Raw genomic sequence first — 16,355 nt, 5'->3', positions numbered from 1 at the left:
TATGTCATTTTGCAATAATATAGAAACAATTTAGTTTAAGGCAAAGGCGCCGTAAAAAGAGTCTGAAAATTTCGGATTCTTCTTACGGCGCCTTTTTTATTTTTGCGAGGAAAAAAATGGCAAAACCAACAGGATTCATGGATTATAAACGTGTGGAAAACGGCAGTGTTGAGCCGCTTGTACGAATTACAAACTTCAAAGAATTCCACCCTAAACTTGATGAAAAAGCCCGCCGTGAGCAGGCTGCCCGCTGTATGAACTGCGGTGTTCCTATGTGCCAGAGTGCTATGAAGCTTTCCGGAATGGTTACCGGATGTCCGCTTCATAATTATATTCCAGAATGGAACGATGCTCTTTATAACGGCCAGTTTGATATGGCTGCATGGCGTCTTTTGAAAACTTCAAGTTTCCCTGAATTCACAGGCCGTGTTTGCCCAGCCCTCTGTGAAAAAGCCTGTAACTGTGGATCTCCTGTTGTAGGCGAGAGTGCCGTTACTGTTCATGACAACGAACTTTTTATCATCGAAAAAGCTTTTGAAACCGGATATATGAAGCCGGAGATTCCTGCAAATCGCAGTGGAAAAAAGATTGCTGTAATTGGTGCGGGCCCTGCAGGTCTTGCCTGTGCAGACTGGCTCAATCGTCGCGGCCACAGTGTTACAGTTTATGAGCGAGAAGATAAGGCCGGCGGACTTTTGATGTACGGTATTCCAAATATGAAACTCGACAAAAAGATTGTTGACCGCCGTATTGAACTGATGAAGGCAGAAGGTGTTGAGTTTGTTTTCAATGCTGATGTCGGCCACGATTATGCTGCTTCTCAGATTCTTGAAGATTTTGATGCAGTTGCTTTGTGCTGCGGTGCAAAAAAGGCGAGAGCCCTCGCGGCAGCAGGAATGGATAAGCTGAATAAGGGCGCTGCCGGTGGAGTTATGTTTGCCGTAGACTTCCTTACAGCAGTTACAAAGAGTGTCGTTCAGACAAATGAGGCTCTCGAAAAAATCGGAACAGAATCAACAAATGATCAGATTGCTTCTGCCCTTGCTGCAAAATCAGGTATTGAAGTTTGTGGTAAAAACGTTGTGATTGTAGGTGGTGGTGATACAGGTAATGACTGCTGTGGTTCTGCAATCCGTCTTGGAGCAAGCGGGGTAGTTCAGATTGAGATGATGCCTTGTCCTCCTGTTGAACGTGCCGCAAACAATCCATGGCCGGAGTGGCCAAAAGTACTTAAGGTTGATTACGGTGCAGAAGAATCAATCGCAAAGTTCGGTCACGACCCTCGTGTTTATGAAACAACTGTAAAAGAAGTTATTAGCGAAAACGGTCACATCACAGCTGTTAAGACAATAGAAGTTGAGTTCAAGATGATTGATGGAAAACGTCAACTTGTTGAACGCGCAGGAACAGAAAAAACTCTGCCTTGTGATTTGCTTCTTGTTGCTGCAGGCTTTGTTGGTTGTGAAGAATATACGGCAAATGCTTTCGGAGTTGAACTCGGACCTCGCGGTACAGTTGCTTCTCCTGCTCCTGAAAATTACGCAACAGGAACTGCAAAAATCTTTACCGCCGGAGACATGCACCGCGGCCAGTCACTGGTTGTCTGGGCCATTTCTGAAGGCCGTGAATGTGCTAAACAGATAGATGAATATTTGAAATAAGCAAAAAGGATTTTTTTAAGTTGTCAAAAAGATTTTCTATGTTACAATAGTTTATATAAAAATAAGAAATCAATAAAAAAAACTAATTGTTTTCTTGTAGGAGAAACTATGAAGAAATCTTTTCTTTGGGTAGCTGCAGTTGCAGTTATTTTCGTGGGATGTTCAGCTGATTTTCCAACTGAACATTATGACAGCAAGCAGGCTGTAATTTCTTCGGGAGTTCAACCAGAAGATGTTGCTGCTTGGGAAGCAGAAGTTGATGCTGATTTTGCTGATATACTTGCTGCGCTCGGAACTGAGGGCGAGACTGATGCTCTTGCAAAGTTCGATGCAAAGTATGGTACAGATATGCTGCAGGCAGGCGATGAATTTGCTGTTGCAAGAGCTGCTCGTGCAGGAAGCAGTGGAAAATCAGGTTCAAGCAACTATCCGGCAATGACTGATATGCCATTTAATAAGGATGGTGCTGTATATATTTCTGGTGGAACAGATGATCTGGTTGGTTCTGTAATTGACTGGGTATCTCCAAAAACACTGCCAGGTTCTTACTATCATGGAGCTGTTCTTGATTTGGATAAGTATGATCCAAACAATGAAAATGTTTACTGTCTTGAAACAGCTATTACTAAAGGTGCTGGTTATGAAACAGCTACAGACTGGCGCAATAAAGTAAATGCGTGTGTCCTTAATCCAAAATATTCTATGAACAAATCACAGCTTGATTATGCTCAGAATTATATGGACACTTACTGTAATATGAACAACAAAAATATGGAATACGGTTTCTTTAAGAATACAGTAAACATCTTTAATGTTGTTACAAAAGCAGATACATATACTTGGTATTGTACTAAGGTTGTATGGTGGGTTTACGATAAATATGGTTGGGATATTGACTCTAACTCAAATCTCATAGACTGGACAACTTCTGGTCTTTATACACTCGTAAAAGATTATTATGCAGTACGCTTCTTCTATAGCTCTAAGAAGAAACAGGAAGCAATAAATGATTACATTGCTACTGCTAAAACAAATATAGTTCTTGCTGAAGAGATTTTACTTTCACCTTATTTCAATAAGGCTTACGAGAAAATCAGGGAGTACTAATGAGCTGTCTGTCCGTTGCAACCGCAAAGGGCAGATTGGATACCGCAGGTTGCAGAAAACTTGCGGTATTTTTTTTGACCTGCCTGCTTGTTTTTTCCAGTTGTTCTGCCAGGAATTCTGTTAATAAAGAATCTGAAATTCCTTTTGTAAAAAATGGAAGATTATATTCTTTTTCTTCAGATTCAAAAAATCAATTTATTACAAAATCATATAAATCTTATTTAACTTCAGAGGGCTATACTCAGAGAGCAGTAAGTTCTTCTCTTAAAAACGGATACATTCTCGCCTGGGATAAAAAGAAACAGAGTTTGTATCATATTGATAATAATCAAAAATTAAGCTGCGAAGTAAAATTAAACGGATATATTTCTTTTGTAGACAAAAACTATGTTCTTACTCAGACTAATTCATTTGATGAAAACAAGGGCTTTTGCTTTTCGCTTTATCAATTAAAATATTCATATAAAAAAGATAAACTAAAACTAAAGCAGATTTGGAAAGGAAATATTGATTGCTTTGTTTCTGATTGTTTTTTTACGGAAGATGGAATCTGCATTTGCGGTGGAAACAGGGAAGATACAAAAAACAATGTTTTCTTCATTACAAAGAAGGGTATTCATAAATGCTTTTCAACCGCAAAAAATTCTGACTTTCTTAGAATCTTAAATACTGAGAATGGTGTATATGCTTTCTTAAGTGGAAGAGATAAATCGGCAGCAAAGCCTCTTATCTATAAATTTTCCCTGACAGGAAATTCAAACGCAGATGATATTGAATGCACAGAAAATCTGAATAAAGATTCTTTATTCCCTTCTGATTTTGACTGCTTCTTTGGTTATGGTTTTACTATGCCGGCTGTAAATCAGATTGTTTTACCTGCCAGTGTAAATGGAAGTATCAATTTCATCTGTTATGATTATAATGAAAAGACAATTAAAACTGTTGTATCTGATGTTACAGGTTGTGTTGCTGTCCTGGGAGCAGATTCAACGGGAGTTTATTATATGGCTCGTGACCCGCTCATAGAAGGTTCCTATTATGGAGTAGCTTTTTTTGATGGCAACACCAGCACAAAATTGTGGGATAAATAAGAAACTCTACGGTTAAAGAAAAAGCCCCCTGAAAATGACTTTGCAGTCAGTTTTCAAGGGGCTTCTTTATTTCTTCTTATACATGAAGAAAAGTATTATCTTTCAGTGAAGTAGCCTATACAGTCATTATAATTTCCTATATGTGCATATCTGACAGAAGTTTTCTCATCTGTATAGTTTGGAAGTCTGATACAGCCAAAGAATATTCCAATATCTATGTCATTTATGTATTTACACCAGTCAGTATCAGGACGTGCATAAATAAATTCAAGGTTTGAACAATTATTAAACATACCATAAATTTTCGGATTCTGGTACATTTCAAAATTACTTATGTCAATATGAGGTAGTGATTCACATCCGGCAAACATATAAGACATGTCCAGCACCTTTTCTGTGTCAAAACCATCAACAGGTAGTTTTGTTATGGATTTACAATTCATGAACATACAATTCATGCTTCTGACATTTTGAGTATTGAAATGACCTGGATTAAGATATGTCAGAGATTCGCAGTTAGCAAACATATAATCCATATATTGAACACTTTCTGTATTAAATTGGTCAACATCAATTGATTTAAGTCTGTTTAACCCCTCAAACATATAGCTGGAATCAGGATTTAATACAAGGCTATCATTGCCTTGAATATAGTAATAAATTGTTTTGTTTTCTGCTTCGTACCATACTGGAACGTTATTATTCATATCAAGATAATAATTTGTATTGATTGGTTGCTCACTACGCGTAAATCTTTCTGCTAAATAAAAACATAGTTTGTCTTTACCGTCTGTCGTTTCAATGTATTCACAAGGCGTAATAGTTTTTAAGATGTCATTTATTTCGCTACCACTTCTCAATGGATGACCAATGGTTTCGTTGTAAGGTTCATCATCTGGCGCTGGTGCCCATATGATTTCAATATAAAAACCTATTTGCTTTTTTCTAGGATTAATCATAATAGTGATTACTAATTCACCATCGGATGCAGAAATATATGTTTCCTTATAGCCTTCTGCAATTAATGTTCCGTTGTAATTGTATGCATATACTGATATTGTATACCAGCCTTCTCTTGGAACTTCGAGACGTACAATTTCACCAGGTTGGCCACGTGTCGAGTTGATAAAATTATCATTCTGCCGAATTTGTATTTCATACCACTCTGCATCTGACTGATCATAATATGCAGCACGTTGATTAGGTCTTTCTGGTAATTTTAATACAAAAGCCAGCCCATCCTGCTGCTCAGGTTCATATACTGGATTTGCAGCATTATTACAACCAGTAAAAACGGTTAGCAGCGCCATTATTGCCATTACAGCAATAAACATAGTTTTTTTCATAAAACAACTCCTTTTTTCGAATAAATTCGAAACTTTATAATATAAAAAGCCATGGCTTACATAATTGTAAACCATGGCCTTTTGATTCCATATTATTCTGAAAAGAAATTAATTCTGTTTTTATTTTTTGCATGATATAAATTAACTTTTAGATATAACATATTATTAATTTTATATCTAAAATTTGCAAAAAACAAGTGCAGAATGACTTTTTATGACTTAGCGGTCAAATCCGTCCATTGTCTGAATTTTTCCGTCTGGCTTGAATGTAAGCTCGCGGAACTTTACGTTACGCTTCTGATTTACACCCTTTGAACGCTCACAGTCATGGTAGAAGAGGTACCATTTTCCGTTGTATTCAATAATTGAGTGGTGTGTTGTCCATCCCAGAACTGGAGAAAGAATACATCCGCCGTATGTGTAAGGTCCGTAAACATTCTTACTTGTTGCATAGCACAAGAGGTGAGAAGTACCAGTTGAGTATGTGAAGTAGTATGTATCACCCTTCTTGAACAACCATGGATCTTCGAAGTAACGGCGAACATCATCACCACCAGTAAGTGGATCACCATTTTCATCTACGATTACGAGGTCGCGGAGTTCTTCAGCAAGTTCTGTCATATTGTCTTTGAGAAGAGCAATTTTTGGAGTACAAGCAGGTTCTTTTCCCTGTGGTTCTTTATTGTCTGCGCTCCATTTGTTGTTGCGGTACTGGTCGAGCTGGCCTCCCCAGAGACCACCCATTGTAAGATAGTATTTATTGTCTGTATCCTGGAAACAGCATGGGTCAATACTGTAAGTTCCCTGGATGTAGTCATCTTCTGGAGTGAAAGGACCTTCCGGCTTATCACCAACTGCAACACCTACACGGAACATTCCATTCTTGTCGCGTGCTGGGAAATAGAAAAAATATTTTCCGTCTTTTTCTGCACAGTCAGGAGCCCAAAGCTGCTTGCTTGCCCACTTTACGTCCTTGAGAGTGAAAACACAACCACAGTCGCGTGGATAAGTTTCTGTGTCTTTCATTTCATAAACGTGATAGTCTTTCATATCATACTGGTCGCCGTTGTCATTGTTTTCTACGTCGATGTCTTCATCATGAGATGGGTAAATATAAATCTTACCATTGAAAACATGTGCTGAAGGGTCAGCTGTGTAAAGGTCATTTACAAGCGGCTTTTTTTCGATACTCATAAAAATCTCCTGTATGGCCAATAATGGCCAAATTTCTGGTATTTTATCCTAGGCAACCGGTTGCCTAATTTTAGTCATTATATTATCTAGAAGATGTTTTTTCAATCGGCAGTATTACCTAGTGTACCAGGGGCCTCATTTTCAGCATTTCTGGCAGCACACCAGGTACCTTTTTTAAGGGCTGCGTTAATATCATGTGTTTTTATATATTCGTAAAGAAAACCTGCATTAAAGCTGTCACCACAGGCTGTTGTATTGAGTGGAGTAACTTTTTCTGTCGGGCACTCAAAGAAGTGACCGCAATCTGCGGCCAGTGTAGAATCTTTGCCTCTGGTAATTACGATGATGTTATTGAGTTCACGGCTTTTTTCTGTAATTGCCTGTTCTAGATTTTTGTCTGCCATTTCAGGGAATGTGGCACGGAATTCTTCTTCATTGATTTTGATGATGTCTGGAACTGATGAAGCAAGTGTTCGCTTCATATCATCGCCAATATAATCGGCTAAGAAAATCTTACCGGCATCATGTGTCATTCCGCAGATTGTAGCATATAAATCATCACTCCAGATTTTTGGACGGCTTCCTGCAAGAAGGACTGCATCAACCTGTGGCAGTGCATCATTGATAAACTTAAGCATTTTGATTTCAGCAGCAGAAACAGCTTTCAAATCATCTTCGTTATCTAAAACTGGCTCTCCGACAACAAGTTCTGTAGTTGTATCTGCTGTGCGGTCAAGTAATGTCCAGCATTCACGGGTATTACCGGGAATTGTTACATAGCATAGTTCCAGTTCATCAGTTGCAGCAGCATCAGTAAATGCGGAAAGATTCTTTTCTCCGAGAGGACAAACAACCGTTGCAGTTCCTTTTTCAAGCTGGTTCAAAACTCGAGCCGAGTTTACTGCCTTTCCAGAAGCATCCAGACGATAATTCTGTGAGCGGTTCACTTCAGTAAGCTTCAGTTCCTTAAAGGAAATTGTACGCTGAAGGGTTGAACTTAAACAAATACATAAAATCTTCATATAATTATCGCCTTTAGATTATTTGTTTTCAGCAAGAAAATCTGGAAGTTCATAAATGGAATTCATTCTGATAGTCTGTCCTTCTTTTCCACTTGTGTTTGCTTTGCGGGCTTCAATCATTGAACGGGCATCTGCTTTAAGCGGCTTACCATTTTTGTCGCCAATCAGAATTGCTGTTCCGCCAAGTGCAACCCAGCCGTCAGTATATTTCTGCATATCATCCAGGAATAAGGTATCTTCAAGAGATGCTCCAGCTTTTTTCAAAGCTGCCATAAATGCATCTGGATAAGGTTTTCCGTTAAAGTTTGCATCACGAATATCAGTTACTGCTTCAAAAAGATCTGCAACTCCAAGTTTACCAAGTATGCGGTCTGCATGTTCATGAGGCGCATTTGTAAGAATAGACATCGGCATATTTAGGGAAATAAGAAAGTCCCGCAGTTTTGGCTGTGGTAAAAGTTCATCAGCTTCATTGTCAGGATGAACATGTGCAAGAAATCCTTCTATATCAGACATACCTTCTGCCCGGAGCCATTCAAGGGTTGTAGAGTAATGGACAATTCTTTCTGCGCGTAAAGCAATTGCCTTGTCCATATCACAATGAAAAAAATCAGCTACACATTCGAGCATTCGGCGTGTAATCCCCTTATCCATATCAGAACTTGCAGGATAAAGTGTATTGTCCATATCAAAAAGCAGATGAGAGAATTTCATAGAACTAATATATCAGAAATATAAATCTCTGCCGAGTTAAATTTTATTACAGTTATTTATAAAAACTTAGAAATAAATCAAAATTTTGGTTTCACCTTCATATGACTAAAGCAATATTGCTGTGACATTTGTCATATTTTATAACTTTTTGCTATGACATTTGTCATAAATGGTTATTTAATTAGTTTTTTTTTGTTGAATTTTTATTCTTAAAAATATAAAAAAAAATTATAAGTAAACAAAGAAAATTAATAAAAGTTATTTGGCAAAGATGTACTTTTGTTAGAAATTCTTATTTATAAAAAAATCAAAGAGTGAGTAGCTATGAAAAAAGTATTTACAAGTATATGTATTATATTGTGCTTTTCTTTTTTTGCTGTAAGTGAAGAGGGAGATAATAATTCTAAATCTGGTTTTAGTTACATTTCTTCTTTAGGCTTACAAATAGCACCTTCTTATGCAAATGAAACAGTAAATGAAAATAAAAATCGCTTTGCGCCAATAAAAGGTTTTGGAATACCTGTTCCATTTGGCCAGTTTGTTGTTAAGTATTCTATACCATTAGATTTAGGTAGCAGTATTATTTTCTCAGATGCAAATATTTCTTTTATTGCAGGTCCAACTTTAACTCCAATTACATTTGATAATCAACTTGCAGTTATTTTTTCTCCCTCTCCAGTTATGAATTTTATTTGTGGTGGCACTTTAGGAACCGGTTGGAATTTAGCAGGTAATTATGGAGTTGCAAGGTATGATGAAGAAAGAGAACTTTACGAACCTTCTAATCCTTTTTCAACGTGGAAATATGATTTTATAATGCAGGCTAATTTTCAATTTGATTTTGGGTTTTTATTTCCTGGAGAATGGACTCATGTTCTTACAATGTTGAGTTATACAAATAAATATGAAGCCCTGACTTCTGTAGATAATAAAGAAATTTGGCAGTGGCAAGGAACTTTTGATAATGTAAATGGTTGGCAATATTCACTTACATTTTATTTAGGTTACGATTTACCAAAAATCATAAAGAGAATTGGTTGTTCCTATACAATTGCAGGACATTATGATGGGAACGATTATGGCGATTATAATCAAGCTTTTGATGGTAATTATGTTACAAAGGCTTTTAGTTTGCAGCTTTTAATCGCAGGTAATAAGTTTAATGAATTTCAAATTTCTTCCTCAATTTCAAGTCGCAGATTGTATATGGATAATAGTTCAAATATATCTGGGAAAATAAAAAAATATAAAGTTGGAGATGAATGGATTTTTAATGGTCTTGTTATGCAATGGGCTCACTACTTTTAATGCATAACAAACTTTAAAAAAAGTTAAATTATGTTTAAAAATGTTTTAAAAGGATTCTGGAGAATCAGAAACCGCCATAAGAGTTTTTCGCTTATTCTTATTATTTGTTATGTAGTAATAGTTTTTCTTATTTCCTTACTGCAACAGATGAAGACAAACGTACAAAGTTTTTGGGTTGATTCATTGGTTGGAGGAAATATAGTTTCTGTCTATGATGATGAGTTTGTAGATTTTTATTCCCCACCTTCTTTTGAAAAGTATTTTAATTATTCAGACTTCTTAAGCAAACAAAATAAAAATAGAGATTTTACTCCAAGAATTAGACTCCAGGCATTGATAGAGAATAAACAGAGCCTTCCAACAATTTTATGTGGAATAGAAGCAGAAGAATTTTCTTTTGGAAATCATATTGAAATTGAAGAGGGAAGAGAGTTTAATCCTGATGCTAATGAAATACTTCTGACTTATTCAACAGCTTCTACGATTGGAGTTGAATTAGGTGACGATGTATATATAACTCTAATGACAAAAGATGGATATCCTTCGTATGAAGTAATGAAACTTGTTGGGTATATATCATTTGGTAATGTAGGAGCTCTTTTTGGAGATAATATTTCTTATGTTCCTTTAGAATCATTAAGAAAAATATGTTGCTGTGATGATGACGAAGTAAATGAAGTTCTTACAGATGTAGATAGTTCTTTGTTCATTAAAGGTGATTACACTTTTATAAAAGGCAAAAAGATGTTTTCTATAAGTCGCCTGGTTACATCAGCGATTTTAATTCTTGAAATTCTTATTTTATTTAGTCTCGGAGTATTCTTATTTATTAATATTATTTCAAATGCAAAATTAATTTTGAAAGAAAAGAATAAAGAAATTGTTGTATATCTGACCTTTGGTGCCTCTCCTCTTTCTATTGGAATAAAAATCTTTTCTGAGCTGATTATATATTTTCTTTATAACTGCCTTATTGGAGTAATACTAAGCTATTTGATTATTAAAGGTTTTAATGCTCTTGGATTTTATAGCATTGATGTCTCAACAGAAATGTTAATGTCATCATCCCAGTTTATTGTAAAAACAGATTTTTACCTGTTTTTAAGCATCATTCTAGTTTTTTTAGCATTGCTGGTATTTGGTGCTGCGAAAACTGTAGTTATAAATATTAGGAATATATCGTTAAAAAATATTGATAAGGAATAAAGAAGAATGCTGTTTGAAATTTCTACATCAGTAAGAAATATTCGTGTTAGACGAAAAGATATGTTAAAAAAAGTATGGTTTATATTTCCTTCCATCATAATCTTTCTTCTTTCTATTGGCCTTATTATAGGGGCTGGAAACCAAATGTTAGAATGTTTAAATAATTATCAGGGCGATATATATATAAATTCTAAATATACAGAAGGAGATATATCTGAGGTTGTTATTGATTCTAATAACAATTTATCAAGCAGATCTGAAATATATAAAGAATGTACATTGCCAGTAATTCTTTCCAGTCTAGAATCTTATAGTAATGCCCTTTGTAAAGGAATTGAAAAATCTTATTTCCCGAAATTTGAAAAAACTATTGGTTGGGTGGAAAAGCCGGCAGAAATTCTTTCAAGAGGAAGTTGTTTAATTGATGTAAAAACTGCATCGATTTTAAAAACTAAAGTTGGTGACTATATAACAATTCAATATACAGCTGATGATGGCTTTATGAATACATTAAGAGTTGTAATTTCAGGTATATATATTGGGAATCCATATTTGTATGACAATGTAATTTTTATTCCATATGAAGATTCCTGTGAAATAGTTTTAAATGAAATTGCAACAGATATAAAAATTTATTTTGAAAGTACTATTAGTGATGTTGAATTACATGATATTGCACATGACTTTGAAAAAAAATATGTGAAGACGACAAATATTTCTACAAGAACAGATTTTGAAAATGATAATAGTTATTTGATGTTTTCATATTATAGAATCTTTTTAATAGTAGTAATGATTTTTATAATCATGATTATTGCTGTTATTTTATTCCTTTCTATAAAGCATATGTATTTTATGGAATTCCGTAAGCGGCGTAGTGAATTATCAACCTATCTGGCATTTGGAATGCAGCCAAAAGAAATATTGTTAATTGTTTTCTTTGAAACATGTTTTTTTTATATTCTTTCAATTGTTTTAGCAATTATTTTTTTCAATGTCTTTAAATATCTATTATCGTTTGTACATATTAAAAGTATTGCTCATCTGGATTTCGTATCCTTGTTAGGTGGAAATACAATTATTATTAATTGTCCTGTCCACTTAATGATTTGTGTGATTTGTATAACATTCTTTTTTGTACTCTTATCATCATTACAGGGTGCAAATAAATATTTAAAAATGCATATAAAAGATATTATTTCATCTGAATAGGAGACCTGAATAGTATGAAAAAAAAATCATTCGTTTTAATTGTTGTATCGCTGGTTCTATGTTTTTTTGCTAATGCAGAAATCCCTGATAATCTATTAGAGAAATCTGATTTAGCTTATGTTCCAAGTACTTCAAAATTTCATTTACTAATTGAAAGTTATGAGAAGAATATTAAAAAACAGTACTACGATTTGGATGCATATGTAAAAGGAAATGGTAAGTATCTGGTTATATATAATAATCCGGCTATTATGAAAGGACAGGGACAATTACGCTTAGATAAAACAATTTATATGTATGTTAGAAAGACAGATAGATTACAACAGGTTTCTGCAAGAACAAATTTTTATCAAACTGTTTTATCGCAGGAAGATGTAATGAGTTCAATGTTATCGTATTTATATAATACTCAGACTGTCGAAGAAACAGAATTAGATGGTAAAAATGTATATAAGCTTACTTTATTGGCAAAAGAGAAAAGATGTACTTATAGCAAAATTATTACATATATTGATGTTGAAACATTATTACCTGTTAAAAGATTATTCTATTCATATTCTGATCAGTTAATTAAGGAATCAATAATAGAAGAGGTAAATAAGGAAAATGGGAAAATGAAATATGTTCGATTTAGGGTGGTAAACTCATCGAACACAAGTAATTATTCAATTGTTGAGATGAAAGATTTTGATGATGAATATGAAATTACAGATGAAATGTTTTCAGTTGGATATTTAAAGGCACATGTTAAGTAGGTGATTACATGATAAAAGTAGAAAAATTAAGAAAGGTATATAAAAGGGATGCTCATGAGGTTATAGCTTTAAATGAGGTATCTTTAAATATTAATGATGGTGATTTTATTGCATTAAAGGGGCCGTCTGGAAGTGGAAAATCTACTTTATTAAATATTCTTGGATTATTGGATATCCCAGATTCTGGAAAGTATTTTCTTAATAATATAAATGTTGGAGTTTTAGATGCAAAAGGAAGATCAGAATTTAGGAAAAGATATTTAGGGTTTGTCTTTCAGAATTATAATCTTATTCCAGAATTAAATGTATATGAGAACGTTGAGATTCCTCTTCTTATTCAAGGGGAAAAGAAACAGAATATTAAAGAGAAAATTGAATTTGCAATTGAAAATGTTGGACTTAAAGATTACTTATATCATAAGCCGGGAGAGTTATCTGGCGGACAGCAACAAAGAGTATCTATAGCCAGAGCCCTTGTAAGAAAGCCTCCTGTAATAATTGCTGATGAACCTACTGCCAATCTGGATACTGAAAACTCAAAACAGATTATTTCGCTCATGAGAGAAATGAATGAGAAGTTAGGTACTACATTTGTTTTTGCCACTCACGATGAATTGATTTTGGAATATATGAAACAAATTGCTTTTTTACGTGATGGAAATATCGAGAAGATAGAGGTAAAATAATATGAAAAAAAATATTTGTGCTTTTATTTTTCTCTTTTCACTTGTGAAACTTTTTTCACTCGATTTTAGCTTTACTGGATCAGCATCTACATATGCAAGTTTAACACAACCTTCAACTAATGGTTTCTTTGCTAATGTAAATAAAGATTTAATTCAAGCCGAGATGATGGGGCTTTTGGATACCTCATTTACTTTATACCCGATAGATAATCTTTATGCGCAGATAGATTTATCATGTTATGGTTCAATGGTAAATTATAATAACAATAATCAAAAACAACGAACTTCATTTTTTTTTGATATAAATCAATTATATTTAAATTGGAATCTTAACAATTCAAAAATTTGTTTAGGGAAAAAAGTTTTTAATTTTGGTTATAATAATTTTTTCCCACTGGTCAATATTGTTAATCAAAGAAGAAATGACATCGTAAGTACTATCTATGAAGGAACTGGAGCACTTTTCTTCTCTTGGACTCCATTTAGTTTTATTAGTTTTTCTGAATTGTTATATTTTGAATCTAATGATCTTGAAAAAGACTTAGATGATATTTCATTATTGTCAATTATAGATATATATTATAACAATTTTGGACTTTCGCTTTATTCATACATTCTGGATATAAAAGAATTTAATAATTTTCCAATTGGAATTTCAATGTCCATTCAATTTGATTATTTAACCATATATTCAGAACTAATGATGAATATGAAAAGAACAAAATATGGAATAGTTCAAAAGAATGAGAATATTTCAATTGTTGAAAAAGAAACAGGATTTGATTTTAATGCAAGTTTAGGTTTTAAGTACTATAAATCAGATTTTTATTTTATAGCAGAATATTGTTTTTGTAATAATGGATATACCAATGAGGAATCATCTGATATAGCAAATATACTAAATAACGTGCCTGCCTATTACAATTCAATTTACAATAAAAAATCAAATTTTTTTAATCATAATATAGCACTTTTGTTTAATTACACTTTTATTTCTAATTTATCATTAACTGTTTCAGATATCATTACATTTCCTAATTTTGATGATAATGCTTCATATGTAGGAAATACAGTTACTTTAGATTTATCTTATTTAATTCAACAGGTTTTACAGTTACAGTCCATATTTAAAATTAATATTGGAGGAAATAACAGTGAAGCTTGTTTATACAACGGCGAAGAATGGTCGTTAGTTCTTGGAGCAAAAATACTTTTATAAATTAATTTCAAGGAGATTTAGTAAATATGAAAAAGAATTTAATGTTCTTGGTTTTAGCATTTTTAAGTTCATTGTGTTTTGCGCAAATTAAAGAGCTTAAGTATGATTCTGCAAAAATGATGGATGTTGGTAATATGTATTCATATTACATCAAAGAATTAGGTGGAAAAAAAGAAATGAATTTATATTTCTATGTGAAAGATGATAAAACAGTTGAGTGTTTTATCGATTTTTCAACTGTATCACCTATGGTAATGATTGTATCAGGAGAAATTAATCCTGATGTTTGTTCCTGGAAAAAAGTAAAAGGTTATAATCCATTTTCTTATTTGAAAATCTCAGGAAATGATGTTTCTACTGCAGAATATGATGTAAAAAATAAAAGATTAAAAACATCGATGACTTATTACAATAACAAAAAAGAATTGAAATCATATTCGTTGAAAAAAAATACCCCTTTATATCCTTTATATGAAATGTCTTTATATCAATTAGATTTATGGTTTGCTATGAGAAATTATTCAGGCAATTATAAAAGCTTTGAAGTAGGCACTCTCTATAACGGTGCAGTAAGTACTTCAGTTGTTTCTTATTGTGGAGATGAAAGTGTAAATGGAATTAATTGTGAAAAGTGGGAGATTTCACAAAAGGGTATTCTGGCAAAGGCTACAGGAAAGAAACAGACTATCTGGTTAGATAAAAATGACAAATATAAGAAAGTTATGAAGTATACAAATACTTTAAATGTTAGACCAGTTGGAAAACTTGATATTTCTTTCCGTAATAGAAAAGTCATGAATCTAAACGATTGGAATCTTTTTGTTGATGAAAAAACAGAAGAGGCTCGTATAAGGCTAGGATTTGAACCAAAGGAGTAATCTGATGAAAAAAGAAATAATAGGTTATTGTGTATTACTCTTTTTTATTTTACTTCTTATTGTTTTTTTTATAGTTGGATGGCTGCTATTCATTCCTTTGCCTTATAAAAATAATGTAACTGTAAATCAGATAGAGAACTTCTGCAATTTTTTTTCTGAGGAAGAAGTAGAGATAGGTTCTATTTACGATAAAACTGGAACTTTATATCACTATATAAAATCAAATCAGGATGATTCGAAGCCTGCAGATATATATGTATATTATCCTACAGCTGTAAGGAGTGAGAGTTATAAATTATATCCTCAAACTCATAGTAATATTGATTTAGTAACATGCGATTTTGATTTAGAACATTTTCAACCAAAGAAAATGGAAGCCTATTTTGTAAATGGAAAGTATGAAGTTACAAAAGTATGTGAGGCGTTATATACAGATAATACTGTAAAAACTATATTAAAAAATGAAGTAAAAGCTCCTTTGAAGTATGGAGCTATGCCTTTATTCAATATAAATATAGATTTCGTTGATTTAATAACAATGATTCCATTCTTAAAAGATAAAACAAAAGATTTTTCATTTGGAATGATGAATACGAACTGTTCGACCAGAATAGATATTTTGAAAAGTATTTTGGGATTGAATAAGCAAATCAATATGTATGTAGGAAAAGCTGATTGTAAGTTTATTGAGGAATCAATATACAAATCCAAGAAATGCTACATTTTTGATCTGGTCGTAAATGGTTATGAAAATCTAGATGGGAAGATTTATATCGATACAGAAAATTATGACGTTATAGAAATCAATACAAAAAATTGTGGAAATCCAAATTATAAAAGTTTTAAGTTTTCATTAGCAGAGAAAAATAAAATATCAGTTAATGAATGGAATAAACTTAAAGAAAAATTAGCTCACGAATATATAAAATAGATTTTTAGTAAATAAAAAGAGGGAA

Annotated in this window: 15 protein-coding genes; 11 read left to right on the top strand and 4 right to left on the bottom strand. The window is 33.1% G+C overall.

The features are described 5' to 3' along the window. The first annotated feature begins 116 nt into the window (after positions 1-116). From AABJ44_RS13305 to AABJ44_RS13295, 3 genes are all read left to right on the top strand, one after another. Positions 117-1,661: a glutamate synthase subunit beta gene (locus AABJ44_RS13305; protein WP_338369534.1), complete on the top strand. Its 1,545-nt coding sequence runs from the start codon at positions 117-119 to the stop codon at positions 1,659-1,661. A 108-nt stretch (positions 1,662-1,769) separates the two neighbouring features. Then, a complete protein-coding gene (locus AABJ44_RS13300) occupies positions 1,770-2,768 on the top strand; it encodes a hypothetical protein (protein ID WP_338369533.1) in 999 nt (332 codons plus the stop codon). After that, positions 2,768-3,859 carry a hypothetical protein gene (locus tag AABJ44_RS13295; RefSeq protein WP_338369532.1) on the top strand — a complete coding sequence of 364 codons (1,092 nt, stop codon included), beginning with the start codon at positions 2,768-2,770 and terminating at the stop codon, positions 3,857-3,859. Before AABJ44_RS13300 ends, AABJ44_RS13295 begins: the two co-directional genes overlap by 1 nt. Before the next feature lie 95 nt (positions 3,860-3,954). Here the strand turns inward: AABJ44_RS13295 and AABJ44_RS13290 are convergent, their stop codons facing one another. The 4 genes from AABJ44_RS13290 to AABJ44_RS13275 all read right to left on the bottom strand — a co-directional run bounded on the left by AABJ44_RS13290 (position 3,955) and on the right by AABJ44_RS13275 (position 8,135). After that, positions 3,955-5,205 carry a BspA family leucine-rich repeat surface protein gene (locus tag AABJ44_RS13290; RefSeq protein ID WP_338369531.1) on the bottom strand — a complete coding sequence of 417 codons (1,251 nt, stop codon included), beginning with the start codon at positions 5,203-5,205 and terminating at the stop codon, positions 3,955-3,957. A 219-nt stretch (positions 5,206-5,424) separates the two neighbouring features. Then, positions 5,425-6,399, bottom strand: a complete 975-nt coding sequence (locus AABJ44_RS13285; RefSeq protein ID WP_338369530.1) for a glycoside hydrolase family 43 protein — start codon at positions 6,397-6,399, stop codon at positions 5,425-5,427. Positions 6,400-6,500: 101 nt separating this feature from the next. Then, positions 6,501-7,421 (bottom strand): 1-phosphofructokinase family hexose kinase, encoded by a 921-nt coding sequence (locus tag AABJ44_RS13280; RefSeq protein WP_338369529.1) that lies wholly within the window; start codon positions 7,419-7,421, stop codon positions 6,501-6,503. Between the two features lie 18 nt (positions 7,422-7,439). After that, positions 7,440-8,135 carry an HAD-IA family hydrolase gene (locus AABJ44_RS13275; RefSeq protein WP_338369528.1) on the bottom strand — a complete coding sequence of 232 codons (696 nt, stop codon included), beginning with the start codon at positions 8,133-8,135 and terminating at the stop codon, positions 7,440-7,442. A gap of 324 nt (positions 8,136-8,459) precedes the next feature. On the opposite strand from AABJ44_RS13275, the gene AABJ44_RS13270 reads away from it, so the two are divergent. The 8 genes from AABJ44_RS13270 to AABJ44_RS13235 are packed head-to-tail and all read left to right on the top strand — an operon-like array spanning position 8,460 to position 16,330. After that, on the top strand, positions 8,460-9,443 hold the full coding sequence (locus AABJ44_RS13270) for a hypothetical protein (protein ID WP_338369527.1): 984 nt from the start codon (positions 8,460-8,462) through the stop codon (positions 9,441-9,443). Positions 9,444-9,473: 30 nt separating this feature from the next. After that, positions 9,474-10,649, top strand: a complete 1,176-nt coding sequence (locus AABJ44_RS13265) for an ABC transporter permease (protein WP_338369526.1) — start codon at positions 9,474-9,476, stop codon at positions 10,647-10,649. Between the two features lie 6 nt (positions 10,650-10,655). Further along, positions 10,656-11,861, top strand: coding sequence for an FtsX-like permease family protein (locus AABJ44_RS13260; RefSeq protein ID WP_338369525.1), 1,206 nt, complete (start codon positions 10,656-10,658; stop codon positions 11,859-11,861). Positions 11,862-11,875: 14 nt separating this feature from the next. Beyond that, on the top strand, positions 11,876-12,616 hold the full coding sequence (locus tag AABJ44_RS13255) for an outer membrane lipoprotein-sorting protein (protein ID WP_338369524.1): 741 nt from the start codon (positions 11,876-11,878) through the stop codon (positions 12,614-12,616). Positions 12,617-12,624: 8 nt separating this feature from the next. Then, complete coding sequence (locus AABJ44_RS13250) at positions 12,625-13,302, top strand: ABC transporter ATP-binding protein (protein WP_338369523.1); 678 nt, start codon at positions 12,625-12,627, stop codon at positions 13,300-13,302. A gap of 1 nt (position 13,303) precedes the next feature. Beyond that, complete coding sequence (locus AABJ44_RS13245; protein WP_338369522.1) at positions 13,304-14,521, top strand: hypothetical protein; 1,218 nt, start codon at positions 13,304-13,306, stop codon at positions 14,519-14,521. Positions 14,522-14,547: 26 nt separating this feature from the next. Beyond that, on the top strand, positions 14,548-15,399 hold the full coding sequence (locus AABJ44_RS13240; protein WP_338369521.1) for a hypothetical protein: 852 nt from the start codon (positions 14,548-14,550) through the stop codon (positions 15,397-15,399). Between the two features lie 4 nt (positions 15,400-15,403). Further along, positions 15,404-16,330: a hypothetical protein gene (locus tag AABJ44_RS13235; RefSeq protein WP_338369520.1), complete on the top strand. Its 927-nt coding sequence runs from the start codon at positions 15,404-15,406 to the stop codon at positions 16,328-16,330. Positions 16,331-16,355: the final 25 nt, after the last annotated feature.

Source organism: Treponema bryantii, assembly GCF_036492245.1.
GTDB lineage: Bacteria > Spirochaetota > Spirochaetia > Treponematales > Treponemataceae > Treponema_D > Treponema_D bryantii_C.
Note: the sequence above shows the minus strand (reverse complement) of the source record. Positions and strands in the feature narration are given on the sequence as shown.